This window comes from Nocardia asteroides (assembly GCF_021183625.1).
Classification (GTDB): domain Bacteria; phylum Actinomycetota; class Actinomycetes; order Mycobacteriales; family Mycobacteriaceae; genus Nocardia; species Nocardia asteroides_A.
On the sequence record NZ_CP089214.1, the window covers coordinates 1,319,498 to 1,334,444 of the forward strand.

The following is a 14,947-nucleotide window of genomic DNA, read 5'->3' on the forward strand; positions in this document are numbered from 1 at the left end:
CCGGTCCGCGCCGGGAGCAGCAGCCTGCCCGGCGCGACCGACCTCAGCTCGCGCCCGGGTCGAACTGCATGGCGCCGATGGCATTGCCGTTCGGGTCGGCGAAGAAGATCAGATGGCCGACGCCTGCGATGGTGAAGCGCTCCAGGACGATGGTGCCGCCCGCCGCCAGGACGGCGCGGGCGGTGGCGTCCACGTCGTCCACCGCGAAGGTGCACTCCACCCCGCCGGGCTGCCCCTCGATCAGCGAACGGCGCTGCTGTAGCGCGCCGTCGATACCGCCGGCTCCCGTGCGGATCTTGTAGAAGCCGGGCGGGCCCCAGGCGTCGAACTGCCAGCCGAGCACCTTCTCGTAGAAGGTCTTGGTGGCGGGGATGTCGTCCGCGTTGAGCGCGAAATGCGCGAGGTTCGCTGTCATGCGCCGATCGTCGCATCGCCCACCGGCGTCGGACCACGTAATCTTTGCCAGGAAATGTCGGAGAAACGACACGCGGACGAACCGCTGCTGCGCGGGTACGCCGTCACCCACCCCGCCGGCCGCACCGCCCTGCCGGTGCACCCCGGCTGGGATCGGCTGGTCTATACCGCCGCGGGCACGCTCTCGGTGCGGGCGGGCGCGCGGCTGTGGACCGTGCCGCCGCACCGCGCGCTCTGGCTGCCGGACGGGGTCGCCGCCGGCATGCACAATCGCTACCCGGCGGCCGTGCGCGTGCTCTACTTCGCCGTCCGGCTCGGCGCCGCCCGGACCGAGCCGGGCGTCCTCGCGCTCACCGGGTTTCCGCGCGAGCTGCTGCTGCACGTGGTCCGGGTCTGCCCGCTCGACGATGCCGACCGGGGCCGCGCCGCCCTGCTCACCGTGCTGCTCGACCAGTTGCGCGCACTGCCCGCCGCCGACCTCGACCTGGCCGTGCCGCACGACCCGGACACCGGCCGCGCCGCCGACCTGCTGCGCGCCGAGCCGGGGATCGCCGTCGGCGCCGTCGCCAGGACGGTCGGGCTCAGCGTCCGGACGCTGGAGCGCCGCTTCCGCGCCGAGACCGGCATGACGCTCGGCGCCTGGCGGCGCCGTGCGCGCATCCTGGACACCCTGGAGCCGCTGGCCGCCGGGGTGTCGGTGACCAGGGCCGGGGCGGACGCCGGGTACTCGACGCCCTCCGCCTTCGTCGCGGCCTTCACCCGCGAACTGGGCGCACCGCCCAGAGGTTTCCTGCGGAGCGGTTGATCGAAGAAGACTGCACCGAGTGCGGGGTATTCCGCGGGGTACCCCGCCCCGGAGCGACATCCTCGGGATTCCCCGGCCAGAACAAGTCAGCGTACGCATGTACACTGAAAGATGAATATTGGGGCGGCGCATGCGTTCCCGCCCACGGTGGTATACATCAGCCGACTGGACGATTTCCGCACCGCCCGAACAGCTCGGGTGTACGGTCGTACACAGAAGTGAGGGACTACCGATGGACCTGCTGAAGTGGAGTAAACGGCCGGCCGCGGACGTCGACGCGACGAGACCGCCGGTCAATATCGTGCGCGGGCTGGTGGCGCGGGCCACCACGCCGCTGCTCCCCGACGACTACCTGCGCCTGATCAACCCGCTCTGGACCGCGCGCGAACTGCGCGGCAAGGTGGTCGATGTCGTGCGGGAGACCGCCGACTCGGCCACCGTCGTGATCCGGCCGGGCTGGGGTTTCCCGGCGACCTATCGGCCGGGGCAGTACGTCGGCATCGGGTTGCAGATCGGGGGCCGCCTGCACTGGCGCTCCTACTCGCTCACCTCGATCGGCGACACCGGGGACAGGACGCTGTCGATCACGGTCAAGGCGAATCCCGACGGGTTCCTCTCGACCCACCTGGTCGACGGCGTCGAACCCGGCACGATCATCCGGCTGGCCGCGCCGAAGGGCGACTTCCACCTGCCCGAACCGGTGCCGGGGAAGATCCTGTTCGTGACCGCGGGCAGCGGGATCACCCCGGTGATGGCGATGCTCCGGTCGCTCACGGCCCACGGCCAGGCACCCGACATCCGGCACATCCACTCCGCGCCGACCCGCGACGACGTCATCTTCCTGGACGAGATGCAGTCCCGCGCGGACGAGACCGACGGCTACGACCTGACCCTGCAGCTCACCCGCGAGATGGGCAATTTCGACGCCGCGCGGCTCGAGGAGTGGGTGCCGGACTGGCGGGAGCGGGACTGCTGGGCGTGCGGGCCGCCCGCGCTGCTCGACGCCATGGAGGCGGAGTACGAGGCGGGCGGGCTGCGCAACCGCCTGCACACCGAGCGGTTCACGATCGCCCGGACCGACCACGGGGGCGAGGGCGGGACTGTGCACTTCGCCGTCTCCGGCAAGAAGGCCGAGATCGACGGCGCGACAACGCTGCTCGAGGCCGGGGAGAACCTGGGCGTCGCCCTTCCGTTCGGCTGCCGGATGGGCATCTGCCAGACCTGCGTCGTCCCGCTGGCGGGGGGATATGCCCGCGACCTCCGCTCCGGCGAGGAGCGGCGCGAAGGGGAACGAATTCAGACCTGCATCAGCACCGTGTCCGGAGAATGCACGCTCGACCTGTAGGAGGTTCGGTGGCCATCACCGATATCGACGTCTACGCGCACCTGACCGCCGAGGACATCGAGGCGCTCGGCGCCGAACTCGACGCCATCCGCCGCGATATCGAGGAGTCCCGCGGCGAGCGCGACTCCCGGTACATCCACCGCACGATCGCGTTCCAGCGGGCGCTGGCCGCCGGTGGGCGCGCGACGCTCATGTTCAGCAATCGCAGGGCCGCGTGGCTGGCGGGCACCGCCATGCTCTCGGCCGCGAAGATCATCGAGAACATGGAGCTCGGGCACAACGTCATGCACGGGCAGTGGGACTGGATGAACGATCCGGAGATCCACTCCTCGTCCTGGGAGTGGGACACCACCTGCCCCAGCGTGCAGTGGAAGCATTCGCACAATTTCGTGCACCACAAGTACACCAATATCGTCGGAATGGACGACGATGTGGGCTACGGGATCCTGCGCATCACCCGCGACCAGCGGTGGCTGTGGTGGAACGTCGGCAATCCTGTCTACAACTTCCTGCTGGCGACCTTCTTCGAGTGGGGTGTCGCGCTGCACCACCTCGAGGTCGAGAAGATCCGGAAGAAGGAGAAGAGCTGGGGGCAGGTCTTCCGTGACCTGCGCGTCATCGGCACCAAGGTCGGCAAGCAGGCCGCCAAGGACTACCTGATCTTCCCCGCGCTGGCCGGGAAGAACTGGAAGACGACGCTCACCGCCGATGCCACCGCCAATATCGTCCGGAACTACTGGGCGTACATGGTGATCTTCTGCGGCCATTTCCCGGACGGTGCCGAGAAGTTCACGAAGCAGGAATTCGCCGATGAGGACCAGCCGCGCTGGTACCTGCGCCAGATGCTCGGCTCCGCCAACTTCCACGCGGGTCCGCTCATGCGTTTCATGAGTGGCAACCTCAGCCATCAGATCGAGCACCACCTCTTCCCCGATCTCCCCAGCAATCGGTACGAGGAGATCGCGGTGCGGGTGCGCGCCCTCTGCGACAAGTACGACCTCCCCTATACGACCGGGTCGATCGGCCACCAGTACCTGCAGACCTTCCGCACCATCGCCAAACTCTCGGTGCCGAACGGCCTGCTGGCCGCCACCGCCGACGACGCGCCGGAGACGGCCTCCGAACTCCGCTTCGCCATCCGGGAGGGGCTGTCGGACCACTTCGGGGTCGACCCCGACACCGGCCGGCGCCGGGGCCTGCGCACCGCGTTGCGCGAGCTGAACCAGGCCCCGGTCCGGTCGGGAGGGTGATCAGGCCGAGGTAGCGGCGTCCAGGGTGCGGGTGGGGGCGACCGGTGCGCCGAGGTCGCGGACGAAGCCCTGGGGGACGACGATGTCGTCCCGGTCGAGGTCGTGGATGCTGGTCTTGCGCAGCCCGAGCAGGGCGGAGTCGATGCCGCCCTTCAGGATGTCCAGCACGTTCTCGACCCCGGCCTGGCCGTTCGCGGCCAGGCCCCACAGGTAGGCGCGGCCGATCAGCACCGCGCGGGCACCGAGCGCGACGGCTTTGACCACGTCACTGCCGCGGCGGATGCCGCCGTCGAGCAGCACCTCGACGTCGTGCCCGACCGCGTCCGCGATGGCGGGCAGGGCGCGGATGGCGGCGGGGGTGCCGTCCAGGTTGTTGCCGCCGTGGTTGGAGACGGAGATGCCCGCGACCCCGGCATCGACCGCGCGCTGTGCGTCGTCGACCCGGATGACGCCCTTGAGCAGCACCGGCCCGTCCCAGCTCTCGACCACCCAGCGCACGTCCGACCAGTCCGGCGGCGGGGTGCCCATCCACTCGCCGTAGGCGGCGAAGAAGCCGGGGGCCTTGGCGTCGCCGGTGACCAGGTTCGGCACGGTGAGATCGGGCAGGGTGCGCGACTTCAGGTAGGTGGTGAGCCAGCGCGGCTTGACAATGGTGGCGGGGGCGAACTTGAGCATGGTGCGGAAGTCGAGACCCTGCGGGATCTCCGGGCTTCCCCAGTCGCGGCCGTGCGAGAAGGACCAGTCCAGGGTGAGGATCAACCCGACCGCACCGGCCGCCTTCGCCCGCGCCATCCGCAGCAGGATGTCGTCCTTGGACCCGCTCCAGTACAGCTGGAAGAAGGTCGCGGGGTTGGCCGCGATCACCTCTTCGACAGGCTTGCTCGCGAACGAGCTGAGCCCCATCGCGACCCCCCGGGCGGCGGCGGCGCGGGCGACCGCGACCTCGCCGTCGGGGTGCACGGCCTGGACGCCGGTGGGCGAGATCAGCACGGGCATGGAGACGCTCTGCCCGAGCACCGTCGTGGCCTGCGAGCGCTCGCCGATCGGCCCGGCGACGTGCGGGGCGAAGCCGAGTTCGGTGAACGCCTTCTGGTTGTCCTCGATGGTCTGCCCCCGCTCGGAGCCGGCGATCAGCGCGCCGTACACCGGCTTGGGCAACCGCTTCTTCGCTCGCCGCTGGGCCTCGGCCACGGTCTCGAACCAGGGATTCATCGTCGGATCCTTTCCGGGGAGGACACCGGCCACCACTGGCCGGTGCGCTCGATCAGGTCTGTGCCGAGGCGGTCGAGGAGGACCGTTCCCTCGTCGGCGGTGGCGCCGGTCGGGTCGCCGAGTACGCCGTTGGCGCTGACGGCGGCGACGCCGCCCGCCCGCAGCGCGGGGAGCAGGTCGCGCAGTGGCCCGGTCGCCCCCGGCTCGGCGCGGTCGAGCCGCACCCGCGCGGGGTCGAGCGCGAGCTGCAGCGCCGTCTCGCTGCGCCCGGCGTGTGCGTCGCCGGGGTACTGCGGCAGGAAGAACCGCACGTCGCGGCCCTCGCCGCGCAACAGCGCAGCGGCCCGCCGCAGCGGCTCGGCATTGCCGCCGTGCCCGCTGACCAGCAGCACCCGGTCGAGGAAGTCGGTGGCCGAGCGGCACAGCTCGACCAGCACCTGCTCCAGGGCGGCCTGCCCGATGGAGAGCGTGCCGGGGAACCCGGCGTGCTCCCCACTGGACCCGTACGGCAGCGCGGGCGCCACCAGTACATCCGGCCGGGCACTCGCCAGCCGCGTACAGAGAGAAACAGCGAGGTCGGTGTCGGTCGAGAGCGGCAGGTGCGGCCCGTGCTGCTCGGTCGCCCCCAGTGGAACCACGAGGATCGCCGAGCGGCCGGATGCAGCCACGTCAGGCCAGGTGAGCGCGGCCACTTCGGCGCCCGCGCGACCCTGCGATGTGAGTTCGGCCACGACGAGAACATTAACGTCACCGACTGACAAAATCAAGCCTGCGATAATCGCCCGGTGACCGAGCAGGCGAACACCCGCAGCCGCGGCAGGCCGCGCGGCACCAGCCGCCGCCAGCTCGAGCTCATCGCGCTCGAGCTGTTCACCGAGCGCGGCTTCGAGGACACCACGGTGGACCAGATCGCGGCAGCCGCCGGGATCAGCGAGCGCACCTTCTTCCGCTACTTCCCGAGCAAGGGCGAGCTGCTCTGGTACCAGTTCGACGACGAGGTGGCGACGCTGCGCGGCCTCTTCGCGACCGTCGCCGACGACGTCCCGATGATGACGGCGGTGCGCCGGGTGGTGGTCGCGGCCAATGCCTATCGCGCCGAGGACGTCCCGGAGCTGCGCACCAGGATGCATCTGCTGGCAACGGTTCCGGGGCTGGCGGCCACCGCGGGCGCGCACTACGACGCCTGGGAGCGGGCGGTCAGCGAATTCGCGGCACGCAGGCTGGGCGGTGCCCCCGACGAGCTCGTCCCGCTGGCGATCGGGCGGGCGACCCTGGCGACCGCGCGCGCTGCCTTCGACGCCTGGCTCGGCCGCGCCGACGACGACCTCACGGTCTACCTGGATCGGGCGCTGGCGGCGCTCGCCGCCGGCTTCGCGGTGCCCGCCTCGGCTGCCGCCGAGCTACCCGCAGGTTTGGGGGGCGGTCCCGCCGGGGTATGAGTAGGCTCGGTGCCGACCTGTCCGACCGGCAGAACTACCCCGTCCAACCGATGAGAAGGGGCCTGGAATTCCATGTCCGAGGTGTCCATGAGCCTTTCGGCGGATCCGCTCGTAGCGGGGCCGGTCGACAACCTGCTGCCCCAGCTCGTGGAGCACCTGCGGCAGAATCGCACCGCGCTGCGCGAGGAGTGGGCGCGCCGCATCACCGACGCGCAGCTGCTGACCGCGATGACCCCGGAGGAGATCTTCTCCGAAATCACCTCGGTCTACGACAATTACGTGGCCGTGCTGGAGACCGGCAGCGTCGAGGCGCTGCAGGCCTACGCCCGCGACCTGTCCGAGCGCATCATCCCGCGCGGCGTCGAGACCGACGAGGTGCTCGGCATCGTGCTGCTGCTGCGAGATGTGCTGGCCCGCTCGCTGTTCGAGAAGTACCAGTCGGACTTCAACCTGCTCAACCACGTGCTCGACGCCTACGAGCCGGCCGCGAACCGGATCGCGAGCACGGTCGCCATCTCCTTCGTGCAGGAGCGCGAGCGCGTCATCCGGCAGCAGCAGGAGGCGATCCGCGAGCTCTCCACCCCGGTGCTGCAGGTGCGCGAGCAGCTGCTCATCCTGCCGATCATCGGCGTGCTGGACAGCCAGCGCGCGCGCCAGCTCACCGAGCAGCTGCTGCGCGCGATCCGGGCCAATCGCGCCAAGGTGGTGGTCATCGACATCACCGGTGTGCCGAACATCGACTCGACGGTCGCCAACCACCTGGTGCAGACGGTCGACGCCTCCGGGCTGATGGGCGCGAACGTGATCATCACCGGGCTCTCGTCCGATATCGCGCTCACCCTGGTCACCATCGGTCTCGACCTGTCCAAGATGAACGCGGTCGGCGACCTGCAGGGCGGCATCGAGGAGGCGGAGCGGCTGCTCGGCTACGAGGTCACCCGGGTCACGGACCGGCTCATCGAGCGCGACGGCCGCTGAACGGGCTGGCGAGCAGATGCCGGTTCCGATTCTCAAGCAGGGCACCTATCTGATCGCGTCGGTGCAGTCCGCGCTCACCGACGCCGACACCGAACGGCTGCAGGACGACCTGATGCGGCAGGTCAGCAAATACCGCGCGAACGGCATCATCGTCGACGTCACGGCGATCGACATCATGGATTCGTTCGCCGCACGGTCGCTGCGTACCATCGCGCACATGACGCAGCTGCGGGGGGCGGAGACGGTGATCGTCGGGCTGCAACCCGAGGTCGCGTTCGCCATGGTGCAGCTCGGGCTGACCTTCGAGGACATGCACACCGCGCTCGACCTCGAAGAGGGCCTGGCCTGGCTGAACGCCAAGACCTCCCGACGCCACCGAGACGGCCGTGACAGTGGCCGCTGAGAGCCACGTGATCCTGGTCAAGGTGTCGGGTGACATCGTGATCGCGCGTCAGGCAGGCCGCGAGCTCGCGGCCGAGCTCGGCTTCTCGCTCACCGACCGCACGATGATCTCCACCGCCATCTCCGAGATCGCCCGCAACATCACCAGTTACGCGGGCACCGGCGAGATCCGGCTGCTCGTCGACGAGCGCGAGGGCAGGCGCGCGCTCATCGTGCAGGCCGAGGACCAGGGGCCAGGCATCCGCGACATCACCAGGGCGCTGGAGGACGGCTACTCCACCGGCCGCGGCCTCGGGCTCGGGCTGCCCGGCGCGCGCAGGCTCATGGACCGGCTCACGGTCGACTCGGATCCCGGGCAGGGCACCCTCATCGAGATGTGGAAGTGGGTGCCGGAGAATGTTTGACCACGGTTTCGTCGACCGGGTCGAGTGGGCGGTCGCCGGCCGGCCCTACCCCGGCCACGAGACCTCCGGTGACCGCGGCGTCGTGCTCGACGCGGGCGGCGGCCGGGTGCTCTTCGGGGTGCTGGACGGGCTCGGGCACGGCAGCGGCGCCGCCGAGGCGGCGGACCGGGCGGCGCGGGTGCTCGCGGAGAACCGCTCGGAGCCGCTGGACGTGCTGCTGGTGCTGTGCCACCGGGCCATGGCCGACACCAGGGGCGCTGCGGTCTCGCTCGCCTCGTTCGGCGCCGACGAGACGGTGCACTGGCTCGGCGTCGGCAATGTGGAGTCGCGGGTGCTGACCGCGGGCCCGGCCGGGATCGCGGTACGCGCCACCATGCTGCTCACCGCGGGGATCGTCGGCTACCGGCTGCCGCCGACGCTGCAGCCGCAGAGCATTCCGGTGCGCCCGGGCGACCTGCTGCTCATGTACACCGACGGCATCCTCGCCGACTCCGACGGCGCCGTCGACCTGGCCCGCTCCACCGCCGACATCACCGCCGCGATCCTGGAGACCTACGCCAAGGCCACCGACGACGCCCTCGTCCTCGCGGCGCGGCACCGCGGCGCCACCGACCCGGTGGCATGACGATGGACGCCGGGGAGCGCGGCGACGACGCCGGTGCGGTGCTCACCGCCTTCCTCGACGACTACGCGGCGGTGCTGCGCAGGCACCTGGCCGCGCCGGAGCAGGGCGGGCTCGGCGAGGGGTACGAACTCGGCAGGCGCGCCCTGGTCGAGCGGATCAGCCTGCTCGACCTCACCGAGAACCACTTCCGGGTGGCGCAGGCCGCGCAGCGCTCACCGGCGGCGCCGGACCAGCGGATCGCGGAGAACGCGCTGGAGTTCCTGCTGCAGACGCTGGCCGCGCTGGACATCGCCACCCGCGGCTACCTGGACGGCACCAAGGCCTACGAGCAGCAGCGCACCCGCGCCGACGACCTCGCCGGGCGCGACGCTTTCCGCACCGCGCTGGTGGAGTCGCTGCAGGACGGCTTCTTCGTGGCCGAGGCGGACGGCACCGTCGTCGAGGTGAACTCGGCGTTCGGCGCGCTCACCGGCTACGGCCCCGGCGACGTCCCGTTCGCGCTGCCGCACCCGTGGTCGCCGCCGGCCGCACCGCGCTACCCCGACCTCGGCAGCGAGTCGCTGCGCTGGGTGATGCCGATCCAGCACCGGGACGGCCGCAAGGTCTGGCTCGCGGTGAGCACCAGCACGCTGGTGAAGCCGGAGAACGACGAGCGCATCGTCGTCGGCACCATCCGCGACGTCACCGCCGAGCACGACGCGCAGGCCCGCGACCAGGCCGCCTCCCGGCTGGCGACCGCGGTCGGCGCGGCCACCAGCGTGGCCGAGGTGCTCGCCGTCGGGCTGGACGAGCTGCGCCGCACCGCGGGCGCGGCCGAGGCCGTCGTCGCGGTCTGGCCCGCGCGCACCGCGGAGCCGGAGATCTACACCTCCGGCCCGGACCGCCCGGACGAGGACGAGTTCGCCGACGTCCCGGCGCGCGCGGTCCCGGACGGGCCGGACCGGGAGACCAGGGCGCTGCTGGAGCGCGCGCGGCGCCGCGCGCCGCGCTCGCTGCAGGTGCTGCCGGACGGAACGGACAGCGCCGCGGGCATCGTCGCCCCGCTCGGCGAGACCGGGGACGCCGCGCTCTGGCTGCGCTTCGCCGCACCGCGCGCGGTGGCCGCCGCCGACCGCACGCTCTTCTCGCTGCTCATCGGGCACCTGAGCCTGGCGATGCAGCGGGCCCGCAACTTCGACCAGGCCCGCGCCACCTCGCTCACGCTGCAGCGGGCCATGCTCGGCCCGATCGAGCTGCCGCCGCGCTTCTCGGTGCACTACGAGCCGGCGCTGCCGCCGCTGGAGATCGGCGGCGACTGGTACGACGTGGTGCCGCTGCGCGACGGCACCATCGGCGTCGTGGTCGGCGACTGCGTCGGCCGCGGGCTCTCCGCCGCGGTGGTGATGGGCCAGCTGCGCACGGCCGCGCGGGCGCTGCTGCTGCGCGGGGCCGGTCCGGCGCAGCTGCTGGCCGAGCTGGACGCGGTGGCGGCGCGGATCCCCGGCGCCATGTGCACGACGGTCTGCGCGGCGGTGCTCGACCCGGTGCGCGGCGTCGTCCGGTACAGCAGCGCCGGGCACATGCCGCCGATCCTGGCCGACGTCGGCGAGGTCGGGCGGCTGCTCGAGGGCGGGCGCGCGGTGCCGCTGGCCACCTTCGACACGCCGCGCAGGCCGGAGGCGAGCACCGCGCTTCCGCCCGGCGCCACGCTGGTGCTCTTCACCGACGGGCTGGTGGAGCGCAGGGGCGTCGACATCGACGACAGCTTCGCGCAGATCGCCGACGTGCTGGCCGGGACGCCGGGGCGGCTGCCGCGCGAGGTCGCGGACGCGGTGCTGAGCAGGCTGCGCCCGGCCGCCGGGTACGACGACGACGTCGCCATGGTGGTCTACCGGCAGCCGCCCGCGCCGCTGCTGCTCGACGTGCCCGCCGCCGCCGAGCAGCTCACCGTGCTGCGCCGCACGCTCAAGGCGTGGTTCGCCGCCGCCGCGGTGCCGCACGACCTGGCCGCCGACCTGGTGGCCGCCGCCAACGAGGCATGCAGCAACAGCGTCGAGCACGCCTACCTGCACAAGCGCCCGGGCCGGGTGGTGCTGGCGGCCGAGTGCGACACCGAGACCGTCGTCATCGTGGTCCGCGACGACGGCGACTGGAAGCCGCGCGCGGCGGACCCCGGCTACCGCGGCCGCGGCATCGAGATGATGAAGGCGCTCACCGAGGACGTGGAGATCGAGCACACCGGGGAGGGGACGCGGGTGCGCATGTGGGTCACGCTGCCCGCCATCACCTTCCCCACCGCGAACCCGATCCGCAGCGCCGGTCAGCCCGGGTAGCGGGCGGCGAGCTTCGCGAGATCGTCCAGCACGCGCAGCGTCTCGTCCGCGGGCAGGGTCTCCAGCTTCAGGGTCGCGCGGACCGCGCCCGCCTCGGCGTAGGCGTCGAGCACCGCCGGGTCGGCCGGGGCCGGGGTGACCGCGATCGGCAGCCCGCTGTCCAGGAACGGCGCGAGCTGCGCGGCCACCGCCGCCGGGCTGCCGACGCCGTTCGGGATCCAGCCGAAGCCGAGCCGCCGGGCGCGTTTCGCCGCCGCCTCCGCGCCGCCGACGAAGATCGGCGGGTGCGGCCGCTGCACCGGCTTGGGCCACGCCTGGAACGGCGCGAAGTCGAGGTGCTCGCCGTGGAACTCGACCGTCTCCTCGGTCCAGACCCTGGTGAGCACCTGCAGCTGCTCGTCGAGCAGCGTGCCCCGCGTGCGCGGATCGGTGCCGTGGTCGGCCATCTCCTCGCGGTTCCAGCCGACGCCGACGCCGAACACCACCCGGCCGTTCGAGATCCGGTCGAGCGTCGCGACCTCCTTGGCGGTGTGCAGCACATCGCGCTGGATCAGCAGCGTGACCCCGGTGCCGAGCAGCAGCCGCTCGGTGACCGCCGCGATCCCCGCGAAGGCCACGAACGGGTCGAGCGTCCGGTAGTAGACCCGGGGCAGCTCACCGCCGGCCGGGTAGGCCGTCTCCCGGCTCAGCGGGATGTGCGAATGCTCCGCGAGGAACAGCGATTCGAAGCCGCGCTCCTCGAGTGCCTGCCCCAGTTCCAGCGGGCCGATCCCCTCGTCGGTCAGGAAGGTGTTGATTCCGATCCTCATACCGATGCGGAACGGCCGGCCGCGCGGGGAAATTCCGTTTCGCGCGCGCTGCGCGAGACCCTTGCCCGGCTACCGCCCGGGCCGCCCGTCCTCACGGGCGACGGTGCGCTCACCGCTGCTGAAAACCGGCAGCGGGACGGCGGTCTCGGGGGCGGTGCCGGTGGCGACCGCGGCCTCGAGATGACTGAAGAGCGGGGCCTGATCGATATTGCTCACGACGGACTCCTTCGGGCGAAACAAGGCGATCGGGCACAGCATTACCCAACCCGCCGACACTATTCTCCCCGAAAAAGAGGTTTCGTGGTGACGGATTCGCCGGTCAGTAGTGCGCGGCCCCGCCGTCGATGGCGAGCGGGATCGAGGTGATGTACTTCGATTCGTCGCTGACCAGGAAGAGCACGGCGTCGGCGATCTCCTCGGCGGTGGCGGCCCAGCGCGGCAGGAACGGGGTTCCCATGTTCCCGAGCAGCGGATTCGTCTCGCCCGCGGCGGCGATGGCGGCCTGCATGTTGCCCGAGCCCATCGGCGTGTTCACCCCGCCCGGGTGTACCGAGTTGACCCGGATCTCGTGCTTGCCGAGCTCGGCGGCGAAGGCGCGCGCCATGCCGGTGACGGCGTGCTTGCTCGCGGTGTAGTGCACCATGAACGGCTGCATCTTGACCCCGGCGTAGGAGCTGATGAGCGCGATCGAGCCGCCGCGGCCGCCCGCGATCAGGTGCGGGGCGGTGACGGTGACGGTGTTCCAGACGCCGATCACGTTGGTGTCGATGACGTCGCGGAACTCCTGCGGGCTGATGGCGTCCCAGGCGTTCGGGATGCAGATGCCGGCGTTGGCGATCACGATGTCGAGCCTGCCCAGCTCGGCGACCCCGGCGTCGGCGGCGGCGCGCATGGCCTCGATGTCGCGGACGTCGGCGATGCTCGCGACGATCCGCCCGCCCGCCTTCTCGACCAGGCGGACGGTCTCGTCCAGGTCGTCGGGGGTCGGCGAGTCGTAGGGCACGCCGGGCAGCGGGCCCGCGAGGTCGACGGCGATGATGCCCGCCCCCTCCTCGGCGAGGCGCACGGCGTGCGCCCGGCCCTGTCCGCGCGCCGCGCCGGTGATCAGCGCGACCTTGCCTGCTACACGTCCGGTCATGGGTAATCCTCTCAGAGATGGATGAGCGTGGGGTCAGGGGCGAAGCCGCCGGGAGCGGTGACGGGGGCGGCGAGCATGCCCGCCGCGGCGTCGGTGAGGAAGCAGCCGAGCGCACCCCAGTCGGGCTCACGCTCGCCCGCCGCGACCTCGGCCTCGTAGGCGGCGCAGACCTCGAAGACCATGCCGGTGAGCATCCAGCCGCGGCCGTTCAGCACCGGCTGGTCGACGTGGCGCAGCTGCTCCCCGGTGGCGGCCATGATGGCGGCGGTGGCGGTCTTCCCGGCGACCGGGCGCTCCAGCAGCGCGGCGGTGGACGGCGTGGCGCGCACCTGGTTCAGGAAGCGGGCCCGCCAGCAGGGCGCCGGCCGGTCGAGCAGGCCGCGGACGGCGGGCAGCACCAGGCAGCGCAGCAGCTCGACCAGCGTGGGGCCGGGGCCGAGCGCGGCCAGCAGCTCGGCGCGCAGCGGCTCGGACTGCTCGGTGTAGCGGTCCAGCATGGCGGTGATCAGGCCGTCCCGGTCGCCGAAGTGGTAGGCGACCGCGGAGTGGTTGGCATTGCCCGCGCGCTCGGCGATGCGCCGGTTCGACACCTGGTCGATGCCGTCCCGGCCGTAGAGCTCCTCGGCGGCGTCCATGAGCGCGCCGCGGGCCACCGCGCTGTGCCGTGCCATCTCGCTCCGATCGTTCGTCCGCGAGATTAAGTCAGCTGGCGTAATTTGTCGACCATCGCCGTGCGAGCCTCGGCGCGATATTGTCATGCCGAGTGGCTATCAGCGACGGAAGGACCGACATGTACGGCTCACGCGACGCGGCGCTCTTCCTGGCCCGCCTGATCCTCGGCTTCATCTTCGTCATGCACGGCTGGCAGAAGCTGCACACGAACGGAATCTCCAACGTGGAGAAGGGGTTCGATGCCATGGGGATCCCCGCGCCGGGGATCGCCGCGCAATACTCCACCTGGGTCGAGTTCCTCGGCGGGATCTTCCTCATCATCGGCCTGCTGCTGCCGATCGTCTCGCTGCTGCTCATCCTGAACATGCTCGGCGCCATCTGGTACGCGCACCGGGACAGCGGCTTCTGGAACAGCGACGGGGGCTACGAGCTCCCGCTCGCCCTGATCGCCGGGCTGCTCGCGGTCGGGCTCTCGCACGCGGGCCGGGCCGCCGCCGACCACTACATCACCCGCAGGCGCGGGGTCAGGGCCGACTGAGGCGCGGCGGTGGCCGTTCGACGGGCGGCCACCGCCGGATCGCCTCACCAAGGGTGGGGATTCGCAACCCCTCGGAGGTGCGCACACACTCGCTGGGGTCATATCGGGATGGCCGCCGGGGGCGGAGTATTTGAGGTACCCCTCGTACGCTCTATCCGAAGGACCCCCTCATGCCTTCCACCGCACCCAGGCACCCCGCCGACCGGAACACCGTCGTCGTCTCCGGCCCCGACACCGACCTGACCGCCGAAGAGCTGCACCGCTGGTCGAACCGGCTGGCGCGGATGCTGCTCGGGATGGGCGCCAAGGCGGGTGCGGTGATCGCCATCGCGATCGACTCCCCGGTCGAGGCCGCCGTGGCCGAGCGCGCGATCGCCAAGGTGCGCGGGATTCCGCTTCCGGTCGGGGACGGGGCGCTGCCCGCGGGCACCGCGCTCGGGATCACCCATCGGGCGCGCCGGACGCGGCTGACCGACGACGTGCGCTGGCTGATCCTGGACGAGCCCGCCACGCTGCGCCGCTACCTGGTCGGGTCGGACTCCACGATCACCGTGGCCGACCGCTCCGCCTGACCCCGATCGCCGTCCCGCGGTCGCGGGTAGAA

Annotated in this window: 18 protein-coding genes; 11 read left to right on the top strand and 7 right to left on the bottom strand. The window is 71.7% G+C overall.

The genetic code is table 11. From position 1 onward, the window contains the following. Positions 1 to 43: 43 nt before the first annotated feature. Complete coding sequence (locus LTT61_RS06480; protein ID WP_233019024.1) at positions 44 to 415, bottom strand: VOC family protein; 372 nt, start codon at positions 413 to 415, stop codon at positions 44 to 46. Between the two features lie 54 nt (positions 416 to 469). Between LTT61_RS06480 and LTT61_RS06485 the strand changes: the two genes are divergently transcribed. The 3 genes from LTT61_RS06485 to LTT61_RS06495 all read left to right on the top strand — a co-directional run bounded on the left by LTT61_RS06485 (position 470) and on the right by LTT61_RS06495 (position 3,814). Continuing rightward, on the top strand, positions 470 to 1,219 hold the full coding sequence (locus LTT61_RS06485; protein ID WP_233019025.1) for a helix-turn-helix domain-containing protein: 750 nt from the start codon (positions 470 to 472) through the stop codon (positions 1,217 to 1,219). Between the two features lie 232 nt (positions 1,220 to 1,451). After that, positions 1,452 to 2,564 carry a ferredoxin reductase gene (locus LTT61_RS06490; RefSeq protein WP_233019026.1) on the top strand — a complete coding sequence of 371 codons (1,113 nt, stop codon included), beginning with the start codon at positions 1,452 to 1,454 and terminating at the stop codon, positions 2,562 to 2,564. 8 nt (positions 2,565 to 2,572) lie between these two features. Then, the gene (locus LTT61_RS06495) at positions 2,573 to 3,814 is read left to right on the top strand and encodes a fatty acid desaturase family protein (RefSeq protein ID WP_233019027.1); all 1,242 of its coding nucleotides are present in this window, start codon (positions 2,573 to 2,575) and stop codon (positions 3,812 to 3,814) included. On the opposite strand, the gene mftD is transcribed toward LTT61_RS06495, so the two are convergent. Both mftD and mftE read right to left on the bottom strand, forming a co-directional pair. Beyond that, positions 3,815 to 5,026 (bottom strand): pre-mycofactocin synthase MftD, encoded by a 1,212-nt coding sequence (gene mftD / locus LTT61_RS06500; RefSeq protein ID WP_233019028.1) that lies wholly within the window; start codon positions 5,024 to 5,026, stop codon positions 3,815 to 3,817. It lies immediately after the preceding gene. After that, positions 5,023 to 5,757, bottom strand: coding sequence for a mycofactocin biosynthesis peptidyl-dipeptidase MftE (gene mftE / locus LTT61_RS06505; protein ID WP_420094743.1), 735 nt, complete (start codon positions 5,755 to 5,757; stop codon positions 5,023 to 5,025). The genes mftD and mftE overlap by 4 nt, the downstream gene beginning before the upstream one ends. 54 nt (positions 5,758 to 5,811) lie before the next feature. On the opposite strand from mftE, the gene mftR reads away from it, so the two are divergent. The 6 genes from mftR to LTT61_RS06535 all read left to right on the top strand — a co-directional run bounded on the left by mftR (position 5,812) and on the right by LTT61_RS06535 (position 11,186). After that, positions 5,812 to 6,465: a mycofactocin system transcriptional regulator gene (gene mftR / locus LTT61_RS06510; protein ID WP_233019029.1), complete on the top strand. Its 654-nt coding sequence runs from the start codon at positions 5,812 to 5,814 to the stop codon at positions 6,463 to 6,465. Positions 6,466 to 6,537: 72 nt separating this feature from the next. Further along, positions 6,538 to 7,443, top strand: coding sequence for an STAS domain-containing protein (locus LTT61_RS06515; RefSeq protein WP_233019030.1), 906 nt, complete (start codon positions 6,538 to 6,540; stop codon positions 7,441 to 7,443). 16 nt (positions 7,444 to 7,459) lie between these two features. Then, positions 7,460 to 7,846, top strand: coding sequence for an STAS domain-containing protein (locus tag LTT61_RS06520; protein ID WP_067659193.1), 387 nt, complete (start codon positions 7,460 to 7,462; stop codon positions 7,844 to 7,846). Continuing rightward, complete coding sequence (locus tag LTT61_RS06525) at positions 7,836 to 8,249, top strand: ATP-binding protein (protein ID WP_233020893.1); 414 nt, start codon at positions 7,836 to 7,838, stop codon at positions 8,247 to 8,249. The genes LTT61_RS06520 and LTT61_RS06525 overlap by 11 nt, the downstream gene beginning before the upstream one ends. After that, positions 8,242 to 8,874 (top strand): SpoIIE family protein phosphatase, encoded by a 633-nt coding sequence (locus tag LTT61_RS06530; protein ID WP_233019031.1) that lies wholly within the window; start codon positions 8,242 to 8,244, stop codon positions 8,872 to 8,874. Before LTT61_RS06525 ends, LTT61_RS06530 begins: the two co-directional genes overlap by 8 nt. Beyond that, on the top strand, positions 8,871 to 11,186 hold the full coding sequence (locus tag LTT61_RS06535) for a SpoIIE family protein phosphatase (protein WP_233019032.1): 2,316 nt from the start codon (positions 8,871 to 8,873) through the stop codon (positions 11,184 to 11,186). The genes LTT61_RS06530 and LTT61_RS06535 overlap by 4 nt, the downstream gene beginning before the upstream one ends. Here LTT61_RS06535 and LTT61_RS06540 read toward each other — a convergent pair. The 4 genes from LTT61_RS06540 to LTT61_RS06555 all read right to left on the bottom strand — a co-directional run bounded on the left by LTT61_RS06540 (position 11,174) and on the right by LTT61_RS06555 (position 13,804). Then, positions 11,174 to 11,995: a TIGR03619 family F420-dependent LLM class oxidoreductase gene (locus LTT61_RS06540; protein WP_233019033.1), complete on the bottom strand. Its 822-nt coding sequence runs from the start codon at positions 11,993 to 11,995 to the stop codon at positions 11,174 to 11,176. The two genes, LTT61_RS06535 and LTT61_RS06540, sit on opposite strands and share 13 nt — an antisense overlap. Positions 11,996 to 12,064: 69 nt before the next feature. Then, positions 12,065 to 12,211 carry a hypothetical protein gene (locus tag LTT61_RS06545; RefSeq protein WP_233019034.1) on the bottom strand — a complete coding sequence of 49 codons (147 nt, stop codon included), beginning with the start codon at positions 12,209 to 12,211 and terminating at the stop codon, positions 12,065 to 12,067. A 103-nt stretch (positions 12,212 to 12,314) separates the two neighbouring features. Next, complete coding sequence (locus LTT61_RS06550; RefSeq protein WP_233019035.1) at positions 12,315 to 13,133, bottom strand: mycofactocin-coupled SDR family oxidoreductase; 819 nt, start codon at positions 13,131 to 13,133, stop codon at positions 12,315 to 12,317. An 11-nt stretch (positions 13,134 to 13,144) separates the two neighbouring features. Further along, on the bottom strand, positions 13,145 to 13,804 hold the full coding sequence (locus LTT61_RS06555) for a TetR/AcrR family transcriptional regulator (protein ID WP_233019036.1): 660 nt from the start codon (positions 13,802 to 13,804) through the stop codon (positions 13,145 to 13,147). Positions 13,805 to 13,923: 119 nt separating this feature from the next. On the opposite strand from LTT61_RS06555, the gene LTT61_RS06560 reads away from it, so the two are divergent. Both LTT61_RS06560 and LTT61_RS06565 read left to right on the top strand, forming a co-directional pair. After that, entirely contained in the window at positions 13,924 to 14,343 is a 420-nt protein-coding gene (locus LTT61_RS06560) for a DoxX family protein (protein ID WP_233019037.1), read from the top strand. A 170-nt stretch (positions 14,344 to 14,513) separates the two neighbouring features. Then, the gene (locus tag LTT61_RS06565) at positions 14,514 to 14,915 is read left to right on the top strand and encodes an AMP-binding protein (RefSeq protein WP_233019038.1); all 402 of its coding nucleotides are present in this window, start codon (positions 14,514 to 14,516) and stop codon (positions 14,913 to 14,915) included. The last annotated feature ends 32 nt before the right edge of the window (positions 14,916 to 14,947 follow it).

Excerpts from the sequence above, each read along its gene's own strand:
- LTT61_RS06480 (WP_233019024.1), bottom strand. The coding sequence starts at position 415 with ATGACAGCGAACCTCGCGCATTTCGCGCTCAACGCGGACGACATCCCC.
- LTT61_RS06485 (WP_233019025.1), top strand. The coding sequence starts at position 470 with ATGTCGGAGAAACGACACGCGGACGAACCGCTGCTGCGCGGGTACGCC.
- LTT61_RS06490 (WP_233019026.1), top strand. The coding sequence starts at position 1,452 with ATGGACCTGCTGAAGTGGAGTAAACGGCCGGCCGCGGACGTCGACGCG.
- mftD (WP_233019028.1), bottom strand. The coding sequence starts at position 5,026 with ATGAATCCCTGGTTCGAGACCGTGGCCGAGGCCCAGCGGCGAGCGAAG.
- LTT61_RS06515 (WP_233019030.1), top strand. The coding sequence starts at position 6,538 with ATGTCCGAGGTGTCCATGAGCCTTTCGGCGGATCCGCTCGTAGCGGGG.
- LTT61_RS06520 (WP_067659193.1), top strand. The coding sequence starts at position 7,460 with ATGCCGGTTCCGATTCTCAAGCAGGGCACCTATCTGATCGCGTCGGTG.
- LTT61_RS06530 (WP_233019031.1), top strand. The coding sequence starts at position 8,242 with ATGTTTGACCACGGTTTCGTCGACCGGGTCGAGTGGGCGGTCGCCGGC.
- LTT61_RS06535 (WP_233019032.1), top strand. The coding sequence starts at position 8,871 with ATGACGATGGACGCCGGGGAGCGCGGCGACGACGCCGGTGCGGTGCTC.
- LTT61_RS06540 (WP_233019033.1), bottom strand. The coding sequence starts at position 11,995 with ATGAGGATCGGAATCAACACCTTCCTGACCGACGAGGGGATCGGCCCG.
- LTT61_RS06550 (WP_233019035.1), bottom strand. The coding sequence starts at position 13,133 with ATGACCGGACGTGTAGCAGGCAAGGTCGCGCTGATCACCGGCGCGGCG.
- LTT61_RS06555 (WP_233019036.1), bottom strand. The coding sequence starts at position 13,804 with ATGGCACGGCACAGCGCGGTGGCCCGCGGCGCGCTCATGGACGCCGCC.
- LTT61_RS06560 (WP_233019037.1), top strand. The coding sequence starts at position 13,924 with ATGTACGGCTCACGCGACGCGGCGCTCTTCCTGGCCCGCCTGATCCTC.
- LTT61_RS06565 (WP_233019038.1), top strand. The coding sequence starts at position 14,514 with ATGCCTTCCACCGCACCCAGGCACCCCGCCGACCGGAACACCGTCGTC.